Source organism: Microcoleus sp. CAWBG27 (assembly GCF_020883145.1).
Lineage (GTDB): Bacteria > Cyanobacteriota > Cyanobacteriia > Cyanobacteriales > Microcoleaceae > Microcoleus.
This window is the reverse complement of the sequence record NZ_JAHREU010000097.1, coordinates 1-17,644: the sequence shown is the minus strand read 5'-3', so window position 1 is coordinate 17,644 and position 17,644 is coordinate 1. Positions and strand designations below refer to the sequence as shown.

Sequence of the window (17,644 nt, the reverse complement as noted above, 5' to 3'; positions counted from 1 at the left end):
TGTCTTAAAGCAGGATTTATAGAACTATTAAATATCATGAATAAATTTCGTGGATATACAACATTAGACTCTGGATAAAGTTGGTATGCCATCGTTTTACTTTGTCCAGAGTGATGAAAGAGCGCTAAAATTAAAATTATTTCTCCCTTATAATACCAATTTAACAAATTAATACAACATTAGTTGTAGGCTGTGGATCCACGAAAAATTCGTAGCTATATATCGACAATTTGACAGAGCCGCACCTGACCACAATGGTACGATCGACCAAACACAACATTTATTGTGTCGCAATCTTTTGTCAAAATGGTATTATAAACACGCTCGCATTATTCAAGCCAGTCTGCGAAAATAACTATTTGTTCTGATGTGGGTTTAAGCACGAATTCGTAGGTTAGATTGAACACTAGGTCTTTAAGAAATATCAAGACTTTTCTTAAAAAGTCGATCAAATAAAAGCCGTCCTAGAAGGACGGGGCTGAAGAAGCCAAGTTTTCGGTAAAAGACCGCTAACCCAAGCGTATTAAACTACAAACTTCGTGGCTTCCCTCCGTTACAGTTGTTACATCCGACAGCCGACGAATCCGTTGCTGAACTTCCTGCTTCAAATATGATTCGCTTACTCAGGGAGCAAAGCCTTGATCCGATCGACAAACTCTTGATGGTCTACTACGGGTTTAGAGATGTAACCGTCGGCACCGCTTTGATCCAGAAAAGTTTCTCTATCACCGGCCATCGCGTGAGCCGTCACCAATATAATCGGCAGCGAGGCGGTTTGCGGGTCAGCTTTCAGCAGTTGAGTAATCTTAATGCCGTCAACAGATTTTCCCTGGTACACGCTGCGCGAAAGAGACACGTCCATTAAAATCAAATCAGCTTGGCCGGCCGCAGCAATCTGCATCACCTCTTCAACATTTTCCGTGTGCTTGACAGCTAAGCCCCCCCGCTTAGTAAGTATTTTGGAAAAAACTCGAGCATTAACCAAATCGTCCTCTACAATCAGAACGGTTTTCATAAATAAATATGGGAAGTATGGAAACTTTGCGACATTAGTCCAAAGAGGAACACGGCACGGGGATTAGATTCCCCGTCAAAAATGCAGAGTTTTTAGCGCCATCAGCCGGGAACCCTGAAAAACCCGCATATATTCGTTGAGTGACTACCGTGGGAGGGTGTACAGATGCCGAGAAGCATCCATTACCATCATTTAGACTACTACTACAGACAGATACATTTAACCCGGTAGAAGCTGAAAATCAACCTTTACTGTGTATGGCACAATTTTGTAAGATGCAATCTTACGCCTTTGTTTCGCGGATCTGTCACAGCCTTTAACAAAAGGCTAAAAGTGCCATTTATATCACGCCCGATGCCATGACCGCAAGAAGGGCAAACTGTTGGTTACCTTCTAACTTTTTGTGGTTATGTCCATACTTTGAACAGGTTTTAGATGTATATTCTTCAGTCAGTCTGCTACAATACATCCGCGCTTAGATGCGGAAATGCTTTAACCTAAAATAGGGTGAACCTATTGATATTACTACAATCTACCACAGTCTACTAGAATATTTCAAATAATTGTCTACCTTAGATAGAGTGTTTAGTTGTTTTTTAGAACTAGACCTGACACTGGCGCTCGTCTCACGATCCCCCGGTAGCAAGTTTTTAGTAACCTGTTGTCGATTTAAATTGTATATTTGAATTCTCTATTCCCCTTCACGGTTACATTTTCTCCCCGACGACCGAGAATCTCCCTCTCTCCCCCGAATATCGCAGACAATTTCGGGATTGCTACTGCTTATCCTCTCTTGTGGTCAGGACTCCAACTTGTACCATTTTAGATTTTAGATTTTAGACTGGGGACGATCGCTCGGATAGGGGTATGAAGGTGGACTGAGGTTGAGGGCAGTTCCATTACTTTTTGTAACTGCTATGGGAGTCTCGGAGCCTTGACAATTATTTTCTTTCTTGCTCTTAGAGTCAAGCAATGTTGATTGACCTACTCGGGCCTTCGCATTCGGATCGGAGTACCCAATATAGCGGGGATGGTTGGGGATTCGCCATTCTCAGTTTTGACCGCTATCGAGCTGGTGTCAGAGGCTTGAGAGTTCGCCCGGATAGATTTTGAATCCGCTGAATTCTGAACGATCGGCCTTTGTGAGCGATTATAAGGAAAAGCATGACTGTGAATCAACCTTCTCGCGGCGGCGGAGGTAAATCGACAGGTAGGCGCAAAGGTAGGCAACATAGACGTTAGCTATCTCACGGGAAGCCCCGCGCTCTATCTGAAAGATGAGCGTCGGGATGAGAGCAGGGCTGTTGACGACGCTCCCTGAACGAATTGGGCGTTGCCCAACAGACTCGCAGGAGATGGAGGAAACAGTCAGTTAACCTCCTGGATTGTCGAAAACCTTGAAATGCCCTCAGAGAATTGTTTTCACGCTATATTGTCAATGGTCGTTGACCCGCCCGACTGCTCGAACAGACAGGCTACAGTAGCGGTCAAACGCTTGCCACAGCAAGACCAGAGTTCGGGGAAGGAATACGCCTAGCTGGTTGGCAATTGCCGTAAATCCATGGTGTATTGTGCGAGTAGAACTTAAACTCCTTGGGACGCAGGGAGCCTGCCCGGTCACTATCACGGGATAGCGAAAGAGTCAGTAGCAATGTGTTGATTGATTCATTGACTAAAACCTCTGGACGCGGTGTAAGACCAACACTATCTTCGGATAGTAGAGGCAACGGCGGATGAAACGGGAAGCCCGCACTGTATGCATAGCATCAGTGTCGAGTACGTCACTGTAAGAGTGGAGAGTAAGAGGCAAGTCTTGCCAGTCTTCGGCACTGCTTTTACCTGTTACATTTATTTTTCTCCTCCCGCTGGGCGGTTTGGTCGAACTATTGGTTCGCTGCACCAGCAAACGCTTTTCATTCGATACAGGCAACCCGATCGCGATCGACCCCGCCCACAAACGGATACCGTGTCCCCACAATCGTCGTGGAGATCCCAAAATTTTAGACTAAGAGTTCAATCCCCGAGATTGATCTGTGGAGTAAATCTAAAGTCTACAATCTAAAATCTAAAATCTATGGACTGACAGGGGCTGTCTTCACTCAGGAATTAACGGACATAAGGACTCATGGCTAAACAACTCAACCTACTTTCCGGGCAAGTAATTTCTACGCCTCTGCACGCCGAGATGCAGCAATCGTACCTCGAATATGCCATGAGTGTGATCGTCGGGCGAGCTTTGCCTGATGTCCGCGACGGTTTAAAACCTGTGCACCGTCGAATTTTGTACGCGATGCACGAACTCGGTTTGACACCAGACCGACCTTACCGCAAGTGCGCCCGGGTAGTTGGAGATGTTTTGGGAAAATATCACCCCCACGGCGACCAATCGGTTTACGACGCTCTAGTCCGCATGGCTCAGGAGTTTTCGAGCCGCTATCCTTTGCTGGCGGGTCACGGCAATTTCGGTTCGGTGGACAATGACCCCGCTGCTGCGATGCGCTACACGGAAACTAGACTGGCATCGATCGCCCACGAAGCCATGCTAACCCAAGTCGGCGATGCAACTGTTGATTTTACTGGTAACTTTGACAATTCCCAGCAGGAACCGACGGCGCTTCCTGCCCAGTTGCCGTTTCTTTTGCTCAACGGCTGTACTGGCATTGCTGTCGGGATGGCTACTAATATCCCGCCGCACAATTTGGGCGAGGTGGTAGACGGTTTAATTGCTTTGATTGAAAATCCGGAGATCTCGGATGAAAAGTTGATCGAACTGATTCCGGGCCCAGATTTTCCGACCGGAGGGGAAATCGTCTCTACAGAGGGCATTGTTGACGCCTACACTAAGGGTAGAGGTAGTATTGCGGTCAGGGGTATAGCTGGGGTGGAAGAAGTACCTGGGAATCGCAAGTTACGAACTAAAACGGCGATCGTCGTGACGGAGTTTCCGTTTCAGGTAAATAAGGCGGCTTGGATTGAAAAGGTGGCGGACTTGGTAAATGCCGGCCGCCTCGACGGTATTTCTGATTTGCGTGACGAGAGCGATCGCGAAGGCATTCGAGTTGTAATTGAACTTAAACGAGAATTTACTCCAGAGGCGGTGCTGGCTCGTCTTTACCAACAAACTGACCTGCAAACAAATTTTGGCGCGATTTTGCTGGCAATTGTCAACGGTCAACCCCGACAGTTGACCCTCAGACAATTGTTGCAAGAATTTCTGGATTTCCGAGAGGTGACTCTCACCCGCCGCTACAATTACGAGTTGCAGGCGGCAGAACGTCGCTGTCACATTGTCCAAGGCTTAATGTTGGCTTTGACAAATCTTGATACTACGATCGACATTCTCAGAAATGCTCCTGACGGTTCTACGGCTAAGCAAATTTTCCAAGTTCGCCTCAATTTGAGCGAAAGTCAATCTGATGCGATTTTGGCGATGCCGATGCGCCGGCTAACTGGTTTGGAAAGAGAAAATTTGCAGTCAGAGTTGGATGAGTTGACGGCGAATATTCAAGAATTGCAGCGGCTGTTGAGCGACAGGCGCGAACTTTTGAAGGCTTTAAAGAAGGAATTGCGATCGCTAAAACGCAAGCATGGTGACGAACGCCGCACTAAATTTGCTCATGGAATTGGACGCGCGAGAACTTCTGAGACACAACCGGCTGGCAAGAAAAATGCTGGTGTGAAGCCTTTGTTGCCGGCCACAATTTCGCCTAATTTATTGCCCGATATTGAACCGGAGGAAACTATTGTTGAATTTTCGCACAAGCAGTACGTGAGACGCTTGTCCGCTGGGGAACGTCCGCGCTCGAAAAGTCGCGAAAAATCGGTTTCAGCTTTAGAAAAAAATGAAGATTTTATTGTGACGGCAAACCTGACAAAAACCGATCGCACTTTGGTCGTCTTAATTCCTAACGGCAAAGCTTATCCGCTGAAAGTCGCCGATATTCCTAGTAGCAGCCAAAAAGACCGGGGAACGCCGATTGTTAGTTTGTTGTCGCCCAGTGCTACTAAAGAAAGTGCAGGTCGTGCTTTCTCGGAAATCACAGTTGCACACTTTATTTTGCCGGAAAATTCGGAGGCTGCGGATTTAGTAACTCTGACTCAACAAGGCAAAATTAAGCGCTTGCCGATGCAGGAATTTGCTGAGCTGACTAATCGCGGCGTGACTGTTGTTAAACTCAAGGAGGACGATCGACTGCGTAATGCTAGTCTCAGCAAAGTTGGCGACCAAGTGGTCGTCGCAACTTCGGGAGGTCGAGTCCTCCGATTTGATGTTGATGACGAACAACTGCCGCCCATGGGCCGCACCGCCCAGGGTTCTCAAGTCACCAGGTTGCGGAAGCAGGAACAGTTGGTGGGTTGTATTACGATCGACCGGGAGGACAGTCTGGTGCTATTTTCGGAGTTGGGTTGGGCAAAACGAATGCCTGCGGGTTCTGTCAGGCTGACTAACCGCGGCGAAATCGGCACTCAGGCTTTTCGCTTTGCAGAGCCTAAAGATGCTTTGGTTGGATTGCTGCGGGCTGTTCCGGGTACGGATGTTAAACTTTTTACTACCGCTGGCCGCTTGCTGCGATCGACTGTTGATGCTATAGCTTTTTGGGGGAAGGATGCTCCGGGCGATCGGGTTTTTGACCTCAATCCTGGTGAAAAAATTATCAAAGTTATCAGTAGTCAATAGTTATTGGGGATTGGGGATTGCGAATTGGGCGAAGCGAAGCGGAGGGATGGGGCATTGGGCATTAGCCAAACAGGTCATTGGGCGAAGCGAAGCGGAGGGATGGGGCATTGGGCATTGCGAATTGGGCATTGCGAATTGGGGATTAATCTGATTTCTTGTTTCTGACTTCTGAATTCAACATCCATCCGTTAAATCAATTAAATCCCGTACACTGCTGATTGCGGAACTTCCTCCTTCATTAGACCTCCTGCGAAAGTATTTTATCGATCCTTTAACAGTAGCCATTTCAGCCATTATTAACTAATAATAAAAGATTGGCCAGACATACTGGTAATTATCGGTTCTGTCGATTAGGTGAGGACTTTCGCAGGAGGTCTATTGAATATCCCAATTACAAATTACAAATTACAAATTACAAATTACAAATTACAAATTACAAATTACAAATGCCCAATGCCCAATTCCCAATGCCCAATTCCCCATCCCTCCGCTTCGCTTCGCCCCATGCCCAATGCCCCATCCCTCCGCTTCGCTTCGCCCCATGCCCCATGCCCCATGCCCCATGCCCCATGCCCCATGCCCCATCCCTCCGCTTCGCTTCGCCCCATGCCCCATGCCCAATGCCCCATGCCCCATGCCCATGCCCAATCTAAAATCTAAAATCGTTTGATGGCGCAAGTTGTATTAGAAAATATCTACAAAAGTTTTCCCCTCCGCCAAGGAGAACAGGAAAAAGTAGCAAACAACGTCGCAGAAAGTGTCTCAACAGAGACTCCTAGCTCTTCGGCTAACACTGTTTTGCGGCGGATTAACCTGACCGTCCTAGACGGAGAATTCATGGTGTTGGTGGGGCCTTCGGGCTGCGGAAAAAGCACTTTGCTGCGATCGATCGCCGGTTTGGAAGTTTTGACAGCCGGCAATATCTGGATTGGCGATCGGCTCGTTAACGATTTGCCTCCAAAAGACCGAGATATCGCTATGGTATTTCAAAATTATGCTCTCTATCCTCACTTAACAGTCTACGATAATCTCGCCTTTGGATTGCGCCGCTCACAGAAGGAAGAAGGTTCGGCAACGAGCACTGTACGGGATTTAACGGATGTAACGGATAGAACGAACAAGGTAAAAGAGAGAAGGAAAAAGGAAAATGTTAAAAGGAAGCAGCTAGAAGTTAGCGGGTATTCAGTAGAAGAGAAAGAGAAAGACCAAGACAAAACAAGCAGTGAGAAGGCAAAAAAAATTAAAAATCAAATAAAAAAGGCGATCGATTATTTAGCTTCTAATACTGTAAGCAAAGAGCGAATATATACTTTAGGGGAGGACTTTTTAGTGGGAGCAACTCGCAAGCTTCCTCCGGGTTTACGCTATTTGTCTGAACGGGAAAAGGCGGTAGGAGAACGAGTTCTGAAGGTAGCTCAATTATTGCAAATAGAACCGCTTTTAAATCGCTTTCCGAAACAACTTTCGGGAGGACAAAAGCAGCGGGTGGCTTTGGGTAGGGCGATGGCTCGAAATCCTGAAGTGTTTTTGATGGACGAACCGCTATCGAATCTTGATGCGAAGTTGAGGGCGGAAACTCGATCGCAAATTGTGCAGTTACAGCGGCAGTTGGGCACTACTACTATTTATGTGACTCACGACCAAACTGAGGCGATGACTATGGGCGATCGCATTGCTATTATGAATGCTGGCCAGCTTCAGCAAGTCGCTAAGCCTCTGGAGCTTTACAACAAGCCGGCGAATCTATTTGTGGCTGAGTTTATTGGTTCTCCGCCGATGAATTTTTTGCCCGTGCAGTTTACCGCCCCGCTGTTGATTTCTCACCCGCAATTTCGCTTTACTTTACCAGATATTTGGGCGAAAAATCTACAAAAATATGACGGGCGAGGACTGATTTTGGGCATTCGCCCGGAACATCTCAGCATCAACCCTCCTGCTACCAAAAATCTGTCTGTACAAGTGGAAATTGTGGAGGCTTTGGGACACGAAACTTATTTGCGGGTGTGTTTGACTGACGATCCGGCTGTGCGGATGCAGGTGCGGGTGCCTCCCGATCGATCGATCCGTGTTGGCGAAGAGCTTTGGTTGGCGATCGCCCATGACAAAATTCACTTATTCGATCCTGATAACGAATTGGCGATTTTTCCTCGGTAGGAAACAAGAGATAGGTCGATCGACCGCTGTGACCGATATCAGAGATCGCACACTTGCACTTTTTTCAAGTAACTGTTATATTAATTAACATAAGCCTTACAAAAGTTAACGAAGGGAGTTCGCACTATGCAAGAACAAAAACGCAACGCTTGGAACTGGGGCTTCAGCGAGGGAGCTGAAAATTGGAACGGTCGTTTAGCAATGATCGGTTTCTCGGCCGCTGTGATTATCGAATTGGTTTCTGGTCAAGGGCTGCTTCACTTCTGGGGCCTGATCTAATTTTCTAGTTAAGACTTTTGTGACACTGCAAAGCTTGGGAGTTCCTTCGGGAACTCCCAAAATTTTGCAGGTGCGTTTTTAGCAGGGCAATTTTTGCAGGACAATTTAGCAGGAGCAAATAGCGAATTGCGGCCCTGCATTCAGCAGCACAATGTTTAACAGCGATCGCTCTTTTTGGGGTAGGGGGTTCCACCCCAAAAGAGTAAATCACTCTTTTGGGTGATGCGAGACAAATGCTCTAGCGGATATATTCTTTTAAGATGCTGTTGCGGTTGGGATGGCGCAATTTCCGCAGGGCTTTAGCCTCGATTTGGCGAATCCTCTCGCGAGTGACGTTAAAGATTTGACCAATTTCCTCCAAGGTCTTCATCCGTCCGTCATCTAAGCCGTAACGCAGCCTCAGTACATCCCGTTCTCGGGGGCTGAGAGTATCCAAAACGCTTTCCAAATCTTCCCTGAGCAAGTTCTTCGAGACTTGATCTTCTGGCGTTTCCCCGTCAGATTCAATAAAGTCTCCCAGACGCGAGTCTTCCTCTTTGCCGATCGGAGTTTCTAAAGAAATTGGCAACTGTGCGGATTTAGCAATAAAGCGCAACTTCTCGATCGTCATCTCCATCTTGGTGGCGATTTCTTCTTCCGTAGGCTTGCGGCCCATTTCCTGAGAAAGCAGCTTGGTAGTTTTCTTAATCCGCGAGATGGTTTCGTAAAGGTGAACCGGGAGGCGGATAGTCCGGGATTGATCGGCGATTGCTCTGGTGATGGCTTGACGTATCCACCAAGTTGCGTAGGTAGAAAACTTGTAGCCTTTTTCGTGGTCGAATTTTTCAGCAGCCCGGATTAGACCCAAAGAGCCTTCTTGAATCAAATCTTGGAAAGACAAACCGCGATTCATGTACTTTTTGGCGATCGACACCACCAAACGCAGGTTTGATTGCACCATCTTCTCCTTGGCGCGCCTACCGACGTGGAGTCGGTGACGGAATGCAGGTAGTGCCATTTCTACAGCAGTAGCCCATTCGTTGTCTTTGGGCTCGCGGTCTAACTCTTCGAGCAATTGTTCTCGAACTCGCTCCAATTCCAGCAAATCTGCAATCTTGCGGGCGAGTTCAATCTCTTCGTCGGCTCGCAACAGTCGAATCCGACCGATTTCTTGCAGGTAGAGACGAATAGAGTCTTCTGTATAATGCTTTTTCTTTGCCTGAGCCCGACGGCGGGCTTTCGCGCCTTTGCCAGCTTTAGTGTCGTCCTCCTCAGACGGGTTGTCTAGAAAATCTTCTCGATCGTCTTCTTCGTCGATAAAGAGTTCCAACTCGCTCTCAGGTAGAACGCTTTCGGCGTTCCTCAGCAACTCGATAGTTTCCATTTTGGGTGTAATTTTGGTTTCGAGTACGGTGTTAGCCTGGATCATGCCGCCTTCCTCATGCTCCTGAATTAAAGAATAAATAACAGTGGAATAGTGTCTGTTTGTAGTTTAGACAAGTTAGCCAGTATTGACATTCCCGCAGGAAGAAATCGTGGGATTTTCGGTCTGCTAAATGAAGCAGTGACCGAAACTGCACCAAGTTTATGAGTCAAAGTTCCAGTTCTGGGAAAGAAGTAGCCAGCGCATTCACTCGATCGCCGACTTTAACATCGCAACCTCGGATTGAGCGTGCGGCTTTTTCTTGTTTGTGCGAGTTAACGCATCGTCTGCGATACCTGACCCAGAAAAGCAAACCCGGAGATGCGATCGCACCTCAAAAAATACTGGCTTTTTTACTCGGTACTTCGATCTTTTACCCGTACAAGTTTTCCGGCATGGAACCCTCTAACTTTTCTGTTATGGGTATCCAACTTTTGATTTGCTTGCTGCTTTCACGATGTCGTCAGACATCACAGTTGCACGGCAAATTTTCGCCACCTTGGATGCGGGTCTGCTGCCTCAAATGTAACAGCAGAGAGTCGAAGCACCAAACTGTGAGAATCGGATCTTGCAAAGACCCTTATGATTGTAGCCGTTCTCACAAAAAATGGAAGTTGTTTTCCGTTTTTTGTCAAGAACTAGGAAAACTCTGTCAGCTTAGCTTGACAATACGGACTAATGCCTGACTCTGCTAAATTCTGAGAATGGCCCCCAAAAACTTTGGCACGATCGAACGGCGCTGTTTTGTGTGGATATCTGGGTTAACGGCTGCGGCGCAGTCTGCTAGAGAGTTAGCAGACAATTTTTGATTTGCCGGAATTGAGACCAATACAATCCGTGTAGGTGCACCCATCTTTACCCTGTTTCCCTGAATTGAATCATACGCAATCTGCGATTGAATAAAGCTTGTGAGCTTTAGTTGTAAGCCGGCAACTCTGGATGAGAGACCGACGATCGCCCCCAATGAAGCGTTGCGGGTTTAGTAGTGCAACAGGGGCTTTCTTTGCTAAGTTAGCTCAATTTTGAAAAATTGGGCCTGCTTTTGACATTACATCACATTAAGTTCGTAACGTCACATTCTCATTTAAGCTTGTCTGTGAGCTTTGCTGCCTGAGAGATAACAGCCAGAATCAGAAAGTTTGCTAAGAGTTCGATCCTGCGGTAATTGTTACGCTGCGAACTGCTCGGCGATTGCTCGTCTCTCTAGCGAATATCTACATTCATTTTAATCTCACAAACAACTTAAGTCCAATATTACTAAGTTCACCTCGATCTCGCCGAGGCAGATCTTCCTCACCGGCGATCGCCTCCATGGCAGTACTCGATGGATTTGAGAAACTCCAAGCTCTCTGTTGAGAGCAGCTAGCCGTTCAACCGACACCTGTTCCCTCAAAAAATGCGATGTTAGACCCGCGATCCCAACCATTATGGTATAGCTGATTCCATCGAAAATCTCAAATCGAAAATTGTCTGACCTGATTGTTGCAAAGAAGTGCAACTTTATACTTGCTTAAAAAATATCCGCTGCAATATAAAGACGCGATGAACCTTTTCTCCGCCATACTAAGTAATATTACGCAACGACCTGCTGTATTTAAAGCCAACTCATACTATTTTAGATGAAAGATTGGCGATTGGGCATGGAAATTATTCATGGGATCGAGGCTGGGATCGGACAAAACAGTTGTCTTCTATTGGAAAACAGGGAGTGGCAAAACCAGACTCAGGCTTAAGTATAAAGGTTGGTGGCAAGGACAAAAAATTTGCCGCCATCATTATCCTATTAAAAACAACTGTGCAACAGATCGCGATCGCCACGGATGTTGGGCAGTCAATCACCGCTTGGCGACTCCAAACCTCCGACAAGCGCGATCGAATAATTAAACTGACTCAACTGCACGATAATAAAAAGCTTCCAGGGCTGCGACGCAAGTTTTATCGCCGTACAGACGCCCTTGTCTTTGCAAAATTCGATCGGCAATACTCTGCCTCCATTCCGATTCTAATCCCAGCCTCACAGCTATTTTTACGTATTCTGCTGCGGTTTGAGCAACTGTTTCGGTCACTCCCAGCATTTCCAAAATCCCAGAGGAATGGCGGCCCCGCATAAATTCTCCCGGACAAGTGACAATTGGTAAATTGCACGCGATCGCTTCCAAAGTCGTGTGACCTCCAGACCAACCGAAACTGTCGAGAAAAACATCAGACAAAAGTTGAAGATTCCAATAAGCTTTCTCATCCATTTTAGGTAAAATCGCGCAAAAATCAGCGCTATCCAAACCGTACTTAGCAAAAGTCCGCTGGAGGCGCTGCTGAAACAGTTTACCAATATCAGCATTCGGACGCGATATAAAGGCAAACTGAGCTTGAGGAACCTGTCGGGCAATTTCTGCGAAAATATAGTCGTGTTGCGGCAGGTATTTGCAGAGAGTTTGACAGCAGAGATAAACAACTGCCTCCTCCCGCAGCCCAATATTTCCACGAGTGGCTGTTGTGCTAGGAATCGCGGGCTGCCGGTAAGAAATGCCAATATTCGGCAATCGAATTAATTTTTCTGAATAATGTAAAACTGCATTTTCCGGTTCCATCAAGTCGCTGGAAAGGAAATAATCGACAGTCGGCAATCCTGAAGTCACCGGATGCGCCCAGGATGTACACTGAATGGGAGCAAGGCGCAAGGCTGCAAGTTGAGTCATTTGCGGTTGCAGCCCAATATCGAGGAAAACCAGTACGTGTAATTGGTCAGCAATAATTTGTTGGCAGATTAATTCTAAGTTGCCGGGGATGTAGTGGAAAGTATCGCTGTAAAATCGGAACTGTTGAGTAAACTGGTCTTGCGTCTCGGTAATTTGATAGCAATATACTTCAAATTCGCTGCTGCTGTGTTGCAGCCAGCCGAGGGTTAATTTGCCGACTGTATGTCCCCACAAGCAGCCAGAGATGTAGCCGATACGAATTTTGCCGGTTTGGCTGGGGGGAGGTAGCGGTAAATCCTTTGCCCACTGCGGATAGTTAGCCGCCATGACTCTGCGAACAAATTGCCCGTACTGTTTCTGGATATCTAAGTCGTTGCAGCCTTGGTAAGCTAGAAAGAAGTTGGTGTGCTGACTGATAATTGTTAAGGCTTTTTGTTTGCCTGCATCTGTATCGAGGCTGGTTTGTTGAATTAACAGTTTGATTCCCGTCTCGAACCGATCGCGATAAACAACTATTTCCTCTACACTTTCATAAATCACCGGCAAAATTAGATACTGTCCCGGATTAAAAAAAACCTCTTCGGGAAATAAACTCGACGCATCGGTCGCAATTGCGATCGCATCTGAAGTTCTCCCGGATGCTAGCAATGCCAAGACTAAATTGCGGTAAAGACTGGCGTCTGCTGGATAAAGCTCGATCGCCTCCCGGCAAACTTGAATGGCGGCTGCATATTCCTCTAAGTGTTGGTAACACTCAGCCAAATTCAAGTATAATTGGATGTCGCCTGTTTGAACTTCTAAAAATTTGCTGTACTGGATAACGGCTTGTTGATATTCGCCGCGCCCGTAGCGATCGCTGCCAAAATAAAGGTATGCTTGAATTTGGTCATTTTTGAGACGGCGGGCAAAGTCGAGATTGGCGACAACTTCCGCAGCATCGGGCTGCAATTGGAGGGCAGTTTCATAAAGATCGATCGCGCGTTCGACTTCTGTTTGCGACAGCAGCAAGTTGCCGAGATTCAGGTAGCTGCCAAAATGAGCTGGATTAAGTGCGATCGCTTGACGGTAAATTGACTCAGATCGATCGATATCACCGATTTGTCCTAAAATATTGCCTAAATTATTATAAGCATCAATGTAGTTGGGTTCGAGGGCGATCGCCTCTCGATAAGCTCTCACGGCACCGATAACATCCCCGGTTTTTTCCAACACCAAACCCAAGCGGTAATGAGTGCCAGCTACGGAGGAATCGATTGCCAAACATTCATTCAGCACCTGTTGCGCTTCTCGATACCGCTCTGTGGCATAATAAAGTGTACCGAGATTTTGCCAAGCATTGACTTGATTTGAATCGTACTGCAAAACCTGCTTGTATTTCTTCTCTGCTGCTATAAATTTTCCAGCTTGGTGCAGATTTAAAGCTTGACTGTAGAGCTCTTCGGTGATTTTTTTCCGGTCGGGTTGCTGCAAATCGTAAATTGATTGAATCGCCGATCGACTGCTCAATTCCTGAAAAGTTGACCAATCGTAATTGCCGGATGTATTGACGACATCCCAACTAAAAACTTGCAAGCCATTCCAAGCATCGCTAAATTCAGGCGCGGAAAAATCAAATAGCAGTTGACACTCAGGATTAGCTGCGATAAAATCCCAGTTGGCTTGACGCGGAGTCTCCCAATTGCTATTGCTGACAACAATTAGTGCCGAGTCTGCTAAAAACGGTTTGGATAAAAGTAAAGCTAGTAAGTGCGATCGATAATCGTGAGCGGCATCATAAAACAATACACCAATGCGATCGGCAGATCGCATTTCCCGCAAATCCCAGAAAAATTCCTCAAAATTTTGATTGCAAAAGAAAACTTGTTCTGATAAATTAAAGTTGGCTAGGTTTTCTCCTAAATTATCGCTGCTGTCGCCAAAAGTATCAAATTCAGAAAAGTCATCAACGGCACAAGCTGTTATTTGTGAATGATTTAGCAGTGTACCGATTAAGCTACCACCTTGAAAGCAGCCGATTTCGCAGTAGATTTCTTCGGAAGACATACATTCGACAGCAAAATTTAGCAACTGCATTGCATTGACTGTCGTTGTGGTTTGCAGAGAGTTGATTATTTGCTGAAATTGGCTGGATTTTGGTTCGGCTTGCGGTTGTCCCCAGTTATTGTAAAAGTCAGATATTTGTTCTATAAATCTTTGGTATTCCATCTTTTGCGTTGTGTTCTTAAACGGTTCGTAGTGAGGACTTTAGTCCTCGGGAAGGAAAGGACTGAAGTCCTCACTACGAACCTTTTTAGGGCTTTACGGTTTTTTGGGGGGGGAAGGACTAAAGTCCTTACTACGAACCTTGATCCGAAGCTTGTTCTAGTTGTTCTTAAACGGTTCGTAGTGAGGACTTTAGTCCTCGGGAAAGAAAGGACTGAAGTCCTCACTACGAACCTTTTTAGGGCTTTACGGTTTTTTTTGGGGGGGGAAAGGACTAAAGTCCTCACTACGAACCTTGATTTGAAGCTTTTTTAGAGCTTTACTGTTGGGAAAAGAACGGACTGAAGTCCTTACTACGAACCTTAATCTAAAGCTTTTTTAGAGCTTTACTGTTAGGGAGGAAAAGGACTAAAGTCCTCACTACGAACCTTGATTTGAAGCTTTTTTAGAGCTTTACTGTTGGGAAAAGAACGGACTGAAGTCCTCACTACGAACCAATCTTGCCTATTACTGTTGGTTTCGCAGGCGGGGATTGACAAATTCGTTCAATCCTTCTCCCACCAAAGATAGCCCAACTACCATTAAAGTCATTGCCAAACCGGGAAACAAAGCCGTCCACCAAATGCCCGTAGGTAGCGCATCTAAAGCTAAACGCAAATCGTGTCCCCATTCCGGAGTTTCTTCGGGAAGTCCCAAACCGAGAAATCCTAAGCCTCCTAATGTTAAAATTGCATCGGCGGCGTTGAGCGCGAACAGCACCGGTACGCTCTGAATCACGTTGAGAAACAAGTAGCGCGACAACACTGTCCAAGTGTCAGCACCCATTGCGCGGGCGGCTTCGACAAATAATTCGTTTTTGACGCTAGTGGTGTGATTTCTGACGACGCGGTAGTATTGAGGGATGTAGGAAATGCTCAGGGCGATCGCAGCATTCAATACTCCTTTTCCCACGACAAATGCTAAAGTTAAGGAAAGCAGCAATCCCGGCAACGTATAAATTGTATCCATTAAAAATAACAGCACGCGATCGAGCTTGCCGCCCAAATAACCGCTAACCAAACCCAGCGGCACGCCGACAAACAAACTCAACGCTGTGGCTAAAATCACGACTTGCCAAGCCGCCCGCGAAGCAAACAGCGTGCGCGAAAAAACATCGTAGCCGCTGCGGCTGGTACCGAACCAATAATTCGCCGACGGGGGTTCGTGAATCGGGTTAATCAAAGCATCGGTAGGATTTTGCAGCCATCCCCAAGCTTGCATCGCGGGAGACAAGGTTGCTACTACGATAAATAAGGCAGTTATTGCCAAACCCGCCCACATCATTTTCATTGACAGGCTTGACGGTGAGGCAATGTTGAGAAATCGCGGTAATTGAACTTTGTTTAGTGTCATGTTTAGCCGTTTACTGATTGAAGCTTTGTCGGATTTTTGCTAAATTTTCCTGGGCTGCTGTGCAGTTTTCATCGAAAGTCAGCGCTAGTTCAAATGCCGATACTGCATCCGACCAACGCTTCAGGTTAATATAAGCTAGACCCAAACAGCAAGCCGGGTCGGTGGTGGTGAAACTTGGCTCGAATGGTTCTCCTTTATAGTAGCTGCCATCTTTACCCAGTTTCAGGCAATTCTCAAAGTAAGCAACGGCACCTAACGGAAATCCTATATTTATTAATGTCATGCCAGCTATATAATTTAGGGGAGGATAGTTGGGACACCATTCTAGACCTCGCTGACACAGTAACATCGTTGTTTCATAGTCTCGATTTTGGAGCGATCGCCCTGCTAAAGTAAAAACTAAGGAGGGAATGAAACCAAATTCTTCTGGAGGGTTGCCGTCTATCAAATGCGGAAACAATCTTTCTAATGCTTCCTCCCAGCAGTCTCGCGCTTTCTCGTCCTCGCCCGCTGCGCCGTACATCCCAGCTAGGGAGTACAATAGCATGAGACTAAGCCCTTCTTCTTGTCGGGCCAGTTCTAAGATGGGAATATTGCGGTTGACAACTTTGGCGGCGACTTGTTGGTGGCTGTTGGCGTGATGCAATACTCTGACACTATCTAAACTGCTGGCTTCACTGTCGCTAAAACCTCGGTTTTGATACTGGATTTGCTCGTGGAAACGACCGAAATATCTAATTTCTGGGAGATTGCGAAACAAGCGAGTCATGTGTAGTGGAGTCATTCCCGCTTGTGGCTTGACTTCTGTTCTACTTATTGAATAAGCCAGCGCTTCTGGCTGGGATTTGAGGGTTTCTCTAAAATCTGCCGATCGCACAACTAACTCCTCATCTGCATCCAGCACTAAAATCCACTCACCCGTCACTAAAGATAAAGCATAATTCCGCGCCGCCGCAAAATCGTCGCACCACTCAAAATATCCCACTTTTGCTCCGTACTGACTGGCAATTTCCGGCGTACCGTCTTCCGAACCCGTATCGACTACAATTATTTCATCAACGTAGGGTTGAACGCTGGCCAAACAGCGCGGTAAATTCTCGCTTTCATTTTTGACGATCGCGCAAAAAGATAAAAATGGTTTTTGTCCGAGTGCTGGGCTAATGCTCATAAAATTAATACGGGATGCGGGAAACGAGCGAGACTTTAGTCCTTCTTAGGGAAGTTCTAAGGGGGAATTCAGTCCCCGTGTTCTTGAAAATGTGGTATTATAAAACTTCATTCAGTTTGTAAGCAGGGATAAGCGATTGTGATATTCTGTAATCAGGATGTTAAAAATAAAACTATCAAACTACGCTAAAACAATAATAAGTTACACAATCGCATAGCGAGGCGTTCAAGCCCTCTGGTGTTGCCACATCCGGCATGACAGACAGAAAGTGGTTTGATTATAGTTGACTACTCGCCACAATCGCCGAGCCCAAAGACAGAGGTTCAGAATGCAGCTAACAGAACGTCACATCATCAAATCTACCGAACACCGTTTTGCTCAGATTGACGAACTAGCTTTTAAATCGAAGAATCTCTACAATGCTGCCAATTATGCGCTCCGTCAAAGTTTCATTTATGGATGGGGCTACATCAATTACAACGAAATGAATCGCTTGATGAAATCTCACGAAGCTTACAAAGCAATGCCCGCAAAAGTAAGCCAGCAAATCTTGATGTTGTTAGATAAAAACTGGAAATCTTTTTTTGAAGCTCTCAAAGCTTACAAAAAAGATACCTCTAAATTTACTGGTCGTCCCAAACTACCGAAGTACAAAGAT

Annotated in this window: 13 protein-coding genes and 1 pseudogene; 6 read left to right on the top strand and 8 right to left on the bottom strand. The window is 46.3% G+C overall.

The window, feature by feature from the left end; all coding sequences use genetic code 11:
• Positions 1-619: 619 nt before the first annotated feature.
• Positions 620-1,015 (bottom strand): response regulator, encoded by a 396-nt coding sequence (locus tag QZ938_RS30655; RefSeq protein WP_293153459.1) that lies wholly within the window; start codon positions 1,013-1,015, stop codon positions 620-622.
• Positions 1,016-2,687: 1,672 nt separating this feature from the next.
• Entirely contained in the window at positions 2,688-3,011 is a 324-nt protein-coding gene (locus QZ938_RS30650; RefSeq protein ID WP_293153462.1) for a hypothetical protein, read from the bottom strand.
• Positions 3,012-3,140: 129 nt separating this feature from the next.
• Between QZ938_RS30650 and QZ938_RS30645 the strand changes: the two genes are divergently transcribed.
• Positions 3,141-5,693: a DNA topoisomerase (ATP-hydrolyzing) subunit A gene (locus QZ938_RS30645; RefSeq protein ID WP_293355807.1), complete on the top strand. Its 2,553-nt coding sequence runs from the start codon at positions 3,141-3,143 to the stop codon at positions 5,691-5,693.
• A gap of 440 nt (positions 5,694-6,133) precedes the next feature.
• Here QZ938_RS30645 and QZ938_RS30640 read toward each other — a convergent pair whose 3' ends face one another.
• Complete coding sequence (locus QZ938_RS30640) at positions 6,134-6,322, bottom strand: hypothetical protein (RefSeq protein WP_293365676.1); 189 nt, start codon at positions 6,320-6,322, stop codon at positions 6,134-6,136.
• 40 nt (positions 6,323-6,362) lie between these two features.
• On the opposite strand from QZ938_RS30640, the gene QZ938_RS30635 reads away from it, so the two are divergent.
• Positions 6,363-7,847 carry an ATP-binding cassette domain-containing protein gene (locus QZ938_RS30635; protein ID WP_293355801.1) on the top strand — a complete coding sequence of 495 codons (1,485 nt, stop codon included), beginning with the start codon at positions 6,363-6,365 and terminating at the stop codon, positions 7,845-7,847.
• A 126-nt stretch (positions 7,848-7,973) separates the two neighbouring features.
• Positions 7,974-8,126 carry a chlorophyll A-B binding protein gene (locus tag QZ938_RS30630; RefSeq protein ID WP_106150125.1) on the top strand — a complete coding sequence of 51 codons (153 nt, stop codon included), beginning with the start codon at positions 7,974-7,976 and terminating at the stop codon, positions 8,124-8,126.
• A gap of 238 nt (positions 8,127-8,364) precedes the next feature.
• Here QZ938_RS30630 and rpoD read toward each other — a convergent pair whose 3' ends face one another.
• Entirely contained in the window at positions 8,365-9,534 is a 1,170-nt protein-coding gene (gene rpoD, locus QZ938_RS30625) for an RNA polymerase sigma factor RpoD (protein ID WP_293153477.1), read from the bottom strand.
• 158 nt (positions 9,535-9,692) lie between these two features.
• Here rpoD and QZ938_RS30620 point away from each other — a divergent pair, with 158 nt between their 5' ends.
• Positions 9,693-10,214 carry a hypothetical protein gene (locus tag QZ938_RS30620; RefSeq protein WP_293153480.1) on the top strand — a complete coding sequence of 174 codons (522 nt, stop codon included), beginning with the start codon at positions 9,693-9,695 and terminating at the stop codon, positions 10,212-10,214.
• 5 nt (positions 10,215-10,219) lie between these two features.
• Here the strand turns inward: QZ938_RS30620 and QZ938_RS30615 are convergent, their stop codons facing one another.
• A complete protein-coding gene (locus tag QZ938_RS30615) occupies positions 10,220-10,381 on the bottom strand; it encodes a hypothetical protein (protein WP_293153483.1) in 162 nt (53 codons plus the stop codon).
• 800 nt (positions 10,382-11,181) lie between these two features.
• On the opposite strand from QZ938_RS30615, the gene QZ938_RS30610 reads away from it, so the two are divergent.
• The gene (locus QZ938_RS30610) at positions 11,182-11,412 is read left to right on the top strand and encodes a hypothetical protein (RefSeq protein WP_293355798.1); all 231 of its coding nucleotides are present in this window, start codon (positions 11,182-11,184) and stop codon (positions 11,410-11,412) included.
• On the opposite strand, the gene QZ938_RS30605 is transcribed toward QZ938_RS30610, so the two are convergent.
• From QZ938_RS30605 to QZ938_RS30595, 3 genes are all read right to left on the bottom strand, one after another.
• A complete protein-coding gene (locus QZ938_RS30605; RefSeq protein ID WP_293355795.1) occupies positions 11,409-14,429 on the bottom strand; it encodes a tetratricopeptide repeat protein in 3,021 nt (1,006 codons plus the stop codon). The two genes, QZ938_RS30610 and QZ938_RS30605, sit on opposite strands and share 4 nt — an antisense overlap.
• 504 nt (positions 14,430-14,933) lie before the next feature.
• Complete coding sequence (locus QZ938_RS30600) at positions 14,934-15,818, bottom strand: ABC transporter permease (protein WP_293153492.1); 885 nt, start codon at positions 15,816-15,818, stop codon at positions 14,934-14,936.
• 10 nt (positions 15,819-15,828) lie between these two features.
• Positions 15,829-16,986, bottom strand: coding sequence for a glycosyltransferase family 2 protein (locus tag QZ938_RS30595; RefSeq protein ID WP_293355792.1), 1,158 nt, complete (start codon positions 16,984-16,986; stop codon positions 15,829-15,831).
• A gap of 328 nt (positions 16,987-17,314) precedes the next feature.
• Between QZ938_RS30595 and QZ938_RS30590 the strand changes: the two are divergent.
• Positions 17,315-17,644, top strand: a pseudogene (locus QZ938_RS30590) (RNA-guided endonuclease TnpB family protein); the annotation flags it as partial.

Bases quoted from the DNA above. Each gene is read 5' to 3' on its own strand.
- QZ938_RS30655 (WP_293153459.1), bottom strand. From the start codon at position 1,015: ATGAAAACCGTTCTGATTGTAGAGGACGATTTGGTTAATGCTCGAGTT.
- QZ938_RS30645 (WP_293355807.1), top strand. From the start codon at position 3,141: ATGGCTAAACAACTCAACCTACTTTCCGGGCAAGTAATTTCTACGCCT.
- QZ938_RS30640 (WP_293365676.1), bottom strand. From the start codon at position 6,322: ATGGGGCATTGGGCATGGGGCATGGGGCGAAGCGAAGCGGAGGGATGG.
- QZ938_RS30635 (WP_293355801.1), top strand. From the start codon at position 6,363: ATGGCGCAAGTTGTATTAGAAAATATCTACAAAAGTTTTCCCCTCCGC.
- QZ938_RS30630 (WP_106150125.1), top strand. From the start codon at position 7,974: ATGCAAGAACAAAAACGCAACGCTTGGAACTGGGGCTTCAGCGAGGGA.
- rpoD (WP_293153477.1), bottom strand. From the start codon at position 9,534: ATGATCCAGGCTAACACCGTACTCGAAACCAAAATTACACCCAAAATG.
- QZ938_RS30620 (WP_293153480.1), top strand. From the start codon at position 9,693: ATGAGTCAAAGTTCCAGTTCTGGGAAAGAAGTAGCCAGCGCATTCACT.
- QZ938_RS30615 (WP_293153483.1), bottom strand. From the start codon at position 10,381: ATGGGTGCACCTACACGGATTGTATTGGTCTCAATTCCGGCAAATCAA.
- QZ938_RS30610 (WP_293355798.1), top strand. From the start codon at position 11,182: ATGGGATCGAGGCTGGGATCGGACAAAACAGTTGTCTTCTATTGGAAA.
- QZ938_RS30605 (WP_293355795.1), bottom strand. From the start codon at position 14,429: ATGGAATACCAAAGATTTATAGAACAAATATCTGACTTTTACAATAAC.
- QZ938_RS30600 (WP_293153492.1), bottom strand. From the start codon at position 15,818: ATGACACTAAACAAAGTTCAATTACCGCGATTTCTCAACATTGCCTCA.
- QZ938_RS30595 (WP_293355792.1), bottom strand. From the start codon at position 16,986: ATGAGCATTAGCCCAGCACTCGGACAAAAACCATTTTTATCTTTTTGC.